Here is a 6,000-nt window from a genome sequence, read left to right on the forward strand (position 1 = left end):
AATGTGGTACTATAAAGCTGTTTGCAACTACATACCGATGAAACAGGTGCCCGTAGTGCTCTACCAACCTTGAAAGCAGAAATTGCTGACGGCCAAAATTTCGTCCCGCCATTATTTTTCAGTTCCAAAGTTGGCAGAGCACTAGGGCTTAATAGGGAAGTCCGGTTTTATTCCGGCGCGGTCCCGCCACTGTAATGGGGAGCAACCTCAAAATATGCCACTGGAACTATGGTTCTGGGAAGGTTGAGGGCGTGATGAACCAGAGCCAGGAGAACTGCCTGTTTGACAGTCACCGTTTTTACCTACGAGCGATGGGGAAGGGGATTATACACGAGATGTGCGTGTTCCCGGCTGATTTAGGCCGGTTTTTATTTTTTAACAAAGAAAGCAGGAGATAGGCATGGCAGGTATATTTTATGGTATTGGCGTGGGCCCGGGAGATCCTGAATTACTAACCTTAAAGGCAGTTTCCGTCATCCGGGAGGCAGATGTTATTATTGCGCCGAAGACGGAAAAAAAAGAGGACAGTGTGGCCCTTTCCATCGCTGCCCCATATGTAAAAGAAAATGTGCAAATTGTAAAACTGGTATTTCCGATGGTATCGGACAGTGATACCCTGTCTGAAGCGTGGGAGTACAACAAAAATGTGATTGTCGATTTGTTGAAAGCCGGGAAAAAGGTGATTTTTCTTACCTTGGGTGATCCGATGTTTTATAGTACTTATATTTATGTGTTCCGCTTACTGGAGAATTGTGGCTATCCGATTGAGACTATACCCGGCGTGCCGGCCTTTTGCGCTATCGGTAGTAAACTTGGCTATCCGCTGGTGGAAGGCAATGATATCTTAAGCATTATTCCGGCAACGGCTTCGCCGGATAAGGTGGACAAGGCTTTGTCCGTAACGGATAATGTGGTGCTTATGAAAGTATATAAGAATGTAAACGACATAGTTGATAAACTGCACCAACATAATTTATCCGGCCAGGCAGTGATGATCAGCCGCTGTGGTTTGCCGGAGGAAGAGGTTATTTGTGATCTGGACAGTCTGAAAGGCAGAAAGATAAACTATCTGTCCACCATCCTGTCGCGCCGGGGGTAAGCGGACCCAACAATAAGTGAGGTGTTTACATTGAAAACGAAAATGCCTGTTTGGCGGATGTTTACGGTATTTATCCTGTTGGCAGTCCTGCTGGCCGGCTGTGGCAAAGCGCCGGCGGCTAGTCAGGACAGTTCCGGCGGTAAAGCTTTTCTGACCATCAAGGACGATAGTGGCCGGGACGTAGTGCTGGAGCATAAACCGGAAAAAATTGTGGTGCTGTCACCTTCTTTTCTTGATGTATTGTATGCCGTAGGCGGCAAGGCTGTGGGGCGGCCCAGTTCCAAGAATGGGGACATCCCGGCCGCTGCCCAGCAGGTAACCGAAATAGGTTATGTCTATAACATCAACATGGAACAGGTTGCGGCGTTGCAGCCCGATCTGGTCATTGCCTATCAGGGCATTCATGAAAAACTCATTCCTCTGTTGGAAAGCAACCATATTCCATATATTATGGTAAGGTTGAAAACCTACCAGGACATTCTGGACAAGCTGAAATTATTCGGGGCTATTGCCGGAACGCCGCAAAAGGGCGAAGAAGTTGCCGCCCAAATGGACGGGCGGGTACAGAAGCTGCTGGGCAGCCTGCCTAAACAGCCGGTCAAAGTGGCTATTTTACATACTACTGCCAAATCGGTTACGGTGGAACTGGAAAATAGTATTGCCGGTAATGTGGCTAAGGAACTTAAATTGACCAATATTGCAGCCGGAACGATGGCGGGAGCCGACCCCGATTCCGCTCCGTTTAGTCTGGAAAAGCTGGTGGAAGCCAATCCTGATATGATCATGGTGACCACCATGGGTCAGACGGCGGAGATTGAAAAAAGAATGCGTGCCGATGTGGAGAGCAATCCGGCCTGGGCAGGCCTGACGGCGGTTAAACAACACAAGGTGTATTATTTACCCCAGGAACTGTTCCTGCTGCATCCGGGTCTTAAATATCCGGAAGCCATTGAGTATATGGCAAAACTTGCTTATCCAGGGGCGGTACAGAATGGACAGTAGGGAAGTCATTTCTCTGGGTAAAGACGAACGATTTAGCAGGTCCAGGCAAGCCAAGCGTTTTTTTCTGCTTGGCTTGTTGGTCGTTATTGCCCTTGGCGGAGCTTTGCTCAGCATTGTCAAGGGAGCCGTATATATCAGCCCGGCCGGGGTATGGCGCACGCTTGTCAATCAAGGAACGGATGCTTACAGTCAGGTCATTTGGAACATCAGGCTGCCCCGCACTATTGTGGGAGCCTTGGTAGGCTGTAATCTGGCGGTGGCAGGGGCAATTTTGCAGGCCGTTATGCGCAACCCGCTGGCTGATCCTCATATTATCGGGATTTCCGCCGGTGCCGGGTTGGCCGGAGTGGCCGTTATGATTCTCTATCCTGAGCTGGAAGCGCTGATTACGCCGGGCGCCTTTATCGGGGCTATGCTGGCTGCTGCCGCCATCTACAGCCTGGCCTGGAAGGGCGGTATCCGGCCGGTGCGGATGATCTTAGCCGGGGTGGCGGTTTCTGCCTTTTTAGGGTCAGGTATTTCCGCCTTGATGATTTTTTACAGTGACCGGGTGCATGGGGCGCTCATGTGGATGGTGGGAGGCTTATCGGCCCGCAGTTGGCCCCATGTGGCCGTTATCTGGCCTTATACGGTGTTGGGCAGCCTGTTGGCCTATCTGGGGGCCGCCCGCCTGAATCTGCTGCAGTTGGGCGACGATACGGCCCGTGGCCTCGGACTGGATGTGGAAGTGACCCGTACCGTCATGACAGCGGTGGCCGCACTGCTGGCTGCCAGCGCCGTCAGTGTCGCCGGCTTGCTCGGCTTTGTCGGACTTATCGTACCTCATGCAGCCAGGCTGCTGATCGGTTCGGATTACCGCTTTTTATTGCCCGCATCGGCTTTGCTGGGTATGGGGGTGGTTATGCTGAGCGATACCCTGGCCCGGATCATGCTGGCACCGGTGGAGCTTCCGGTGGGCATTATCATGGCTTTCGCCGGCGCCCCCTTTTTTCTTTACCTGTTAAGGAGGGAAATGTAGATGGGCATATTGGCCGCCGATGCCGTCACAGTGCGGCTTGGTGCGAAAAATATATTGAAACAGGTCAGTGTCACGCTGCCGGCCGGTAAGGTCACAGCCATCATCGGACCTAACGGTTCCGGTAAAAGCACGCTGCTCAAGGCATTTTCCAAGAATCTGCCCCTGGCTCAGGGGGCAATATATTTTAAGGGCAGGGATATTGCCGCCCTGTCCCATAGCGAGCTGGCCCGCAGTCTGGCCATATTGCCGCAGTCGCCCCAGTCACCGCCGGATATCACTGTCCGTGATCTGGTGGAGCATGGCCGCTTTCCGCATCGTCGCTGGTGGCAGGGCGGCTCGGCTGAGGACAGGGCGGTTGTGGAGCAGTCGCTGGCGGAAACAGGGATGATAATGTTTGCCGACCGGCTGCTTAGCACCTTGTCCGGCGGTGAGCGTCAGCGCGCCTGGATTGCCATGGCCCTGGCCCAGCGTCCGGAGGTGCTGCTCCTGGATGAGCCGACCACTTATCTGGATATTTGCCACCAGATTGAGGTGCTGGAACTGGTGTCCGGCCTGAATCAAAACAGTGCTATGACGGTTGTTATGGTCCTGCACGATATCAACCAGGCTGTACGGTACGCCGACTTTGCCGTTGTACTGCAAGAGGGGCAGATTTTGAGTGCCGGGCCGGCGTCGGCAACGGTCACAGCCGGCGTGCTGCGGGAAGTGTTTCGGGTGGAAGCCGAAGTTCTGCGGGATACCGGACGGCGCCCTTTGTTTGTTATGCAGGGCGTGTCAAAACAGAAAGAGGCTGGGGAAAGTAAGGTGGACACAACTACATGATAGAACTGAAAGAATTGGTCAAACGATTTGGTGACAGGACGGTCATTGATCGCCTGACCGTTACCATTCAAAAAGGAGAGACCTTTGGTCTCTTAGGCCCTAACGGTGCGGGAAAAACGACGACCATCCGCATTTTGACCATGCTGACCAGAGCTACCGCCGGAAGCGTACGGATTGCCGGGTTTTCCCTGCCGGAGGACGAACAAAAAATAAAGTCGCTGATCGGTGTAGTGCCGCAGTTTTTCAATTTGGACAACGAGCTTACAGCCGAGGAAAATCTTGAACTGCACGGCAGACTGCACCATATGGACAAGGCTGAACGGCGGCAAAGGATTACAAGCCTGCTGGAATATGTGGAGCTGGACGATCGGGCCAAGGATCCGGTCGGTAAGTTTTCCGGCGGGATGAAGCGACGCCTGATGATCGCCCGCGCCTTGCTGCACCGGCCGCAGGTACTGTTCTTGGATGAACCGACAGTAGGTCTGGACCCGCAGGTAAGGCGCCGGTTATGGGATTTAATCCGGCGGATGAATGAAGAGGGAATTACCGTGCTGCTGACCACCCATTATATTGAGGAGGCCGAGCATTTATGCAGCCGGGTAGCCATTGTCGATAAAGGGAGGCTCATTGCTTTGGATAGCCCCAAGGAACTGTGCCACCGGGTTGGGCAGTTTGTTGTGGAATGGACGGAAGCCGATGCGCTGCGGACGCAGTTCTTTGCCAGTCGTGAAGCGGCGGCCCAGTTCGTCGGGACCTTGTCCTGTGCGGCGGCTATCAGGCATTCTAATTTGGAGGATGTGTTTGTTGAGCTGACCGGAAGGAAGGTGACCGGCTGATGCTTGTCGATATTTGGACGGTATTTTGGCGTGACTGGATTGTTCTGCGGCGGCGTCTGGGCCGTTACATTTTTGCCCGGATGATATCACCCATGCTGTATTTGGTTGCCTTTGGCTGGGGAGTGGGGCGTAACATTCCGGTTGGGCAAACCAATTATCTTGATTATATCGTACCGGGCATTATTGCCCTAAACTCTATGACAATCAGTTTCAATGCGGTCGGTTCGCCGCTCAATATGAGCCGGCTGTACCATAAGACCCTGGAAGAGTATTTGATTGCACCGATCGGAGCAGCTTCGTTTGTTACGGGAAAAATTCTGTCCGGGGTGTTGCGGGGCCTGATTTCCTCGGCGGTGATTATTTTTTTGTCGTATGTATTTGGGGCTAAATTTGCTATAAGCGGTTGGTTCCTTTTAGTATTGGTATTGAACTGTGCGCTGTTTGCCGCGCTCGGTTTTGTGGCGGCCATGTTGCTCAATTCCCACGAGGATATGAGCAACTTCGGGACTTATGTGCTGTTGCCCATGTCGTTTCTTTGTGCCACCTTTTTTTCGACCGCTCATTTCCCTGACTGGATTCGCTGGCTGATTGAGCTGTTGCCGCTGACTCACACCAGCCAGGTTTTGCGCGGGATCGCCGGCGGGCATGCTATTGCCTGGGAGTCGCTGCTGGTATTGATCTTCTATTTTCTGTTGTTTTTTGGGGTTAGTGTGTGGCAGATCAGGAAATTCAGAGAATAGATTTTGCAGATAAAAATTATGGGGATTTTTTCGTAAGGCAAGGCCGCAGCGGCGCTCCTGGCGAGCACAGATAAGCCGGCAGTAATGAAGACTTGTAGAAAAGTAGCCTTAATTTGGATAATTTGCAGGTACGTTCTAATGTTTGTTTACTAATATAAAAGGCCGAAGGTTTGTTTACCATCCGGTAAGCAGACCTTCGGCCTTTGCCATTTCAGTGATTTGAGATCCTTACCGGGATTTTTGTACGCCTGGCAGTTTGCCGGAAGCGCAGCTTTGTTTGCCAGAAAGGAATTGACAAGATCGACCAGTTATGCTATTATTGATAACGGTTATCATTATCAAATTATTATTAACTAGACAATATGCACAATGCTAGGGCACAGGCAAGAAATTATAAGCCTGCAAAGTAAATGTCAAGAGAAGAATTGAGAAAACAGTGCGAGTAAAAATACGCAATGCAAACAAGCCACCGCAAAAAGCGCT

The 6,000-nt window shown here is 51.9% G+C and carries 6 protein-coding genes and 1 riboswitch; all 6 genes read left to right on the top strand.

Annotation, left to right across the window (positions count from 1 at the left end; translation table 11 throughout):
- The first annotated feature begins 114 nt into the window (after positions 1-114).
- Positions 115-296, top strand: a riboswitch (cobalamin riboswitch).
- Positions 297-400: 104 nt separating this feature from the next.
- From cobI to F3H20_RS14705, 6 genes are read left to right on the top strand one after another with little or no spacing between them, the layout of a single operon-like run.
- On the top strand, positions 401-1,099 hold the full coding sequence (cobI, locus tag F3H20_RS14680) for a precorrin-2 C(20)-methyltransferase (RefSeq protein WP_149735662.1): 699 nt from the start codon (positions 401-403) through the stop codon (positions 1,097-1,099).
- 30 nt (positions 1,100-1,129) lie between these two features.
- Entirely contained in the window at positions 1,130-2,101 is a 972-nt protein-coding gene (locus F3H20_RS14685) for an ABC transporter substrate-binding protein (protein ID WP_223191784.1), read from the top strand.
- On the top strand, positions 2,091-3,119 hold the full coding sequence (locus F3H20_RS14690; RefSeq protein ID WP_149735663.1) for a FecCD family ABC transporter permease: 1,029 nt from the start codon (positions 2,091-2,093) through the stop codon (positions 3,117-3,119). The genes F3H20_RS14685 and F3H20_RS14690 overlap by 11 nt, the downstream gene beginning before the upstream one ends.
- Entirely contained in the window at positions 3,120-3,941 is an 822-nt protein-coding gene (locus F3H20_RS14695; RefSeq protein ID WP_149735664.1) for an ABC transporter ATP-binding protein, read from the top strand. It abuts the gene before it with no gap.
- On the top strand, positions 3,938-4,777 hold the full coding sequence (locus F3H20_RS14700) for an ABC transporter ATP-binding protein (RefSeq protein ID WP_149735665.1): 840 nt from the start codon (positions 3,938-3,940) through the stop codon (positions 4,775-4,777). Before F3H20_RS14695 ends, F3H20_RS14700 begins: the two co-directional genes overlap by 4 nt.
- Positions 4,777-5,517: an ABC transporter permease gene (locus F3H20_RS14705; protein WP_149735666.1), complete on the top strand. Its 741-nt coding sequence runs from the start codon at positions 4,777-4,779 to the stop codon at positions 5,515-5,517. The genes F3H20_RS14700 and F3H20_RS14705 overlap by 1 nt, the downstream gene beginning before the upstream one ends.
- Positions 5,518-6,000 lie beyond the last annotated feature (483 nt).

The sequence above is a fragment of the Propionispora hippei DSM 15287 genome (assembly GCF_900141835.1).
In the GTDB taxonomy this organism is placed as follows: domain Bacteria; phylum Bacillota; class Negativicutes; order Propionisporales; family Propionisporaceae; genus Propionispora; species Propionispora hippei.

What these genes read in the sequence shown, in the direction of transcription:
- F3H20_RS14690 (WP_149735663.1), top strand. Translation starts at nt 2,091, where the DNA reads ATGGACAGTAGGGAAGTCATTTCTCTGGGTAAAGACGAACGATTTAGC.
- F3H20_RS14695 (WP_149735664.1), top strand. Translation starts at nt 3,120, where the DNA reads ATGGGCATATTGGCCGCCGATGCCGTCACAGTGCGGCTTGGTGCGAAA.
- F3H20_RS14700 (WP_149735665.1), top strand. Translation starts at nt 3,938, where the DNA reads ATGATAGAACTGAAAGAATTGGTCAAACGATTTGGTGACAGGACGGTC.
- F3H20_RS14705 (WP_149735666.1), top strand. Translation starts at nt 4,777, where the DNA reads ATGCTTGTCGATATTTGGACGGTATTTTGGCGTGACTGGATTGTTCTG.
- cobI (WP_149735662.1), top strand. Translation starts at nt 401, where the DNA reads ATGGCAGGTATATTTTATGGTATTGGCGTGGGCCCGGGAGATCCTGAA.